Genomic DNA, 2,867 nt, shown 5'->3' on the forward strand with positions numbered 1-2,867 from the left:
CGTCTGCCGGAGTACCTGGTCCCGGCCGCGGTCGTGGTCCTTCCCGAGCTTCCACTGACCGCACACGGCAAACTCGATCACCGCGCCCTGCCCGCACCGGACTTCCAGCGGCAGACGCACCGTGCTCCGCGTGACACCCGTGAGGAGGCCCTCGCCGGAATCTTCGCCGAGGTGCTGGGCGTGCAGCGGGTCGGTATCGACGACAGCTTCTTCGACCTCGGCGGCCACTCCCTGCTCGCCACCCGAGTGGTCAGCCGCGTACGCACGGTCCTGAAAGCGGAAATGCCGCTGCGTATCCTGTTCGAGCGGCCCACCGTGGCCCGGCTCGCACAGTGGGCGGCGGATGCCGAGCAGGCTCGGACCGCGCTGGTACCGATGGACCGGCCGGCCGAGATACCACTGTCCTTCGCCCAGCGGCGCCTGTGGTTCCTGAACCGCTTCGAGGGAACGACGGCCGCCACCTACAACATGCCCGTCGTCCTGCGGCTGACCGGCACCCTGGACCAGGAGGCCTTGGCCGCCGCCCTGCGGGACGTGGTCGAGCGGCACGAGTCGCTGCGGACCGTCTTCCCCGAAGGCCCCGACGGCACCCCCTACCAGCACATCGTGTCCACGGAGGAGGCCTGCCCGTCGCCGACGGCCACCACGGTGTCCGGCACCGACCTGTCGGAGGCCATCGCGGCGGAGGTGACGAGCGGCTTCGACCTGACGTCCGGTGTCCCCCTGCGGGTGCGGCTGTTCGCGGTGGCGGACGATGTGCATGTGCTGGTGGTGGTGTTGCACCACATCGCCGGTGACGGCTGGTCCATGGCCCCGCTGGCGCGCGATCTGACCGCGGCCTACGAGGCCCGGACCGCCGGGAAGGCACCCGCCTGGGAGCCGCTGCCGGTGCAGTACGCCGACTACGCACTGTGGCAGCGAGACCTGCTCGGCGACGAGTCCGACCCCGACAGCCTGCTCAGCCGGCAGGTCACCTACTGGAAGACACAGCTGGGCGACCTCCCGGCACAGTTGGAGCTGCCGTACGACCGTCCCCGCCCCGCGGTCGCCTCGTATCGAGGTGACAGCGTCCACTTCGAGGTGGACGCCGACGTGCACGCCGGCCTGGTGGAACTGGCCCGGAAGACGGGCGCCAGTACGTTCATGGTGGTGCAGGCCGCGCTCGCGACGCTGCTGTTCCGGCTGGGCGCGGGGACGGACATCCCGATCGGTTCGCCGGTGGCGGGCCGCACGGACGAGGCGCTTGAGGACCTCGTCGGGTTCTTCGTGAACACCCTGGTGCTGCGCACCGACCTCTCCGGTGACCCCACGTTCCGCGAACTGGTGGAACGCGTGCGGGAGACGGACCTGGGAGCGTACGGGAACCAGGACGTGCCGTTCGAGCATCTCGTGGAGGTCCTGAACCCGGCCCGCTCCATGTCCCGGCACCCCCTGTTCCAGGTGGCGCTGGCCTTCCAGAACCAGAGCCGGCTCGATCTGCGGCTTCCCGGTCTCGACGTCGGCACCGAGCCTCTCGACAGCGCCGCGGCGAAGTTCGACCTCTCCCTGGGGCTCTCGGAGCGATTCGACGACAACGGTGGTCCGGCCGGGCTGGACGGCGCTGTCGAGTTCGCCACGGATCTGTTCGACCGGGTGTCGGTCGAGGGGTTGGCGGGTCGTTTCGGTGGGTTGTTGTCGGCGGTGGTGGCGGATCCGGATGTGCGGGTCGGTGGGTTGGAGGTTTTGTCGGCGGGTGAGCGCGCGGAGGCTTTGTCGGGTTGGCAGGGTGAGCGTGTCGAGGTGCCGTGTGTGTCGTTGCCTGTGGTGTTCGAGCGGCAGGTGGGGCGGGTTCCGGATGCGGTGGCGGTGAGTTTTGAGGGTGTGGGGTTGTCGTATGCGCAGGTGAATGCGCGGGCGAATCGGCTGGCTCGGGTTCTGGTGGGTCGGGGTGTGGGTCCGGAGGGGCGGGTGGCGTTGGTGCTGCCGCGTTCGCCGGAGCTGGTGGTCGCGATGTTGGCGGTGTTGAAGGCGGGTGCGGCGTATGTGCCGGTGGATCCGCAGTATCCGGCCGAGCGGATCGCCTACATGCTTCAGGATGCCGCTCCGGCCGTGACGATCACCGACGCGGCGGTACGGGATGCGATACGGGATGCCGTACCGCAAGACTCCGAAGTCCTCGTCCTGGACGACATCGCTGACGAGGTTGCGGCCGAGTCCGGTGCGGACTTGTCCGACGGGGACCGAAACGGCGCTCTCTCCGCTCTGCACCCCGCGTATGTGATCTATACGTCGGGTTCGACGGGGCGTCCGAAGGGTGTGGTTGTCGGGCATGCGGGTGTGGTGAACCTGGCGCTGGACCATGTGGTGCGCTTGGGCATCGACGGTGAGAGTCGTCTGCTTCAGTTTGCTTCGCCGAGCTTTGATGCGGCGGTCGCGGATATGTGGCCGGCGTGGCTGGCGGGTGCGACGTTGGTTCTGGGTGCGGCGGAGCGGTTGGTTCCGGGGCCGGAGTTGGCCCGTCTGGTGTGTGAGTGCGGGGTGACGCATGCGACGCTGCCTCCGGCGACGCTTCCGGTGTTGGCGGAGGCCGGGGGTCTGCCCGAGGGCTTGACGCTGGTGGTGGCGGGTGAGGCGTGCTCGGCGGATGTGGCTCGTGTGTGGTCGCGGGGTCGTCGGATGGTCAACATCTACGGTCCGACGGAGGCGACGGTCGCCTCGACGGCGAGTGTGCCGTTGTCCGGTGATGGCGTGCCGCCCATCGGCCGGCCGGTGTGGAACACCCGCGCTTACGTGCTGGATGACCGGTTGTGTCCGGTGCCGGTGGGTGTGGCCGGCGAGCTGTATCTGGCTGGTGCGCAGTTGGCCCGGGGGTATCTGAACCGGCCGTC

At 69.3% G+C, this 2,867-nt stretch carries 1 protein-coding gene; it reads left to right on the forward strand.

Features of this window, described 5'->3' with window-relative positions:
- Window positions 1-2,867, forward strand: a 2,867-nt coding sequence (locus tag ACZ7KF_RS41460) for a condensation domain-containing protein (RefSeq protein ID WP_471087879.1), incomplete at both ends; no start/stop codon positions are given.

This window comes from Streptomyces sp. NPDC038200 (genome assembly GCF_055600785.1).